This is a genomic window from Polaromonas sp. P1_G2 (genome assembly GCF_056405515.1).
The window spans coordinates 1-362 of the sequence record NZ_JBFUBY010001733.1 but is presented as its reverse complement, the minus strand read 5'-3'; the positions used below and the strand labels follow the sequence as shown (position 1 = coordinate 362).

At 62.4% G+C, this 362-nt stretch carries 1 protein-coding gene; it reads right to left on the bottom strand.

Annotated features, from left to right (window positions below):
• Positions 1 to 362: gamma-glutamyltransferase (locus AC1D0P_RS32340; protein ID WP_477680456.1), on the bottom strand; the 362-nt coding region annotated here is incomplete at both ends.

The window sequence follows — 362 nt, the reverse complement described above, 5'->3', positions numbered from 1 at the left end:
TGGCGACGCCCGGCTTGGAGGTGAAATCGTCCATCTCATTGTTGAGCAGGATCCCGGTGCCCGCCGCCACGATGCCGGTGCCGAAGGAGCCGTTCAGCGTATAGGTGACGGCCACGGCATTGCCGTCCTTGTCGACGATCGAATAATGCGTCGTTTCGACGCTTTCGGCGAGGCCAAGCGGCTTCAGCTTCGGCGAGCTGCCGGCCTTGTCGGGGCTGATCGTGTCGCGAATTCTTTTCGCATAGGCCTTGTCGAGCAGGGTCGAGACCGGGTTGTTGATGAAATCGGGGTCGCCGAGCGCGGCGTTGCGGTCGACATAGGCATGCCGCATCGCCTCGATCATGTAGTGCACGGTCTCGGCC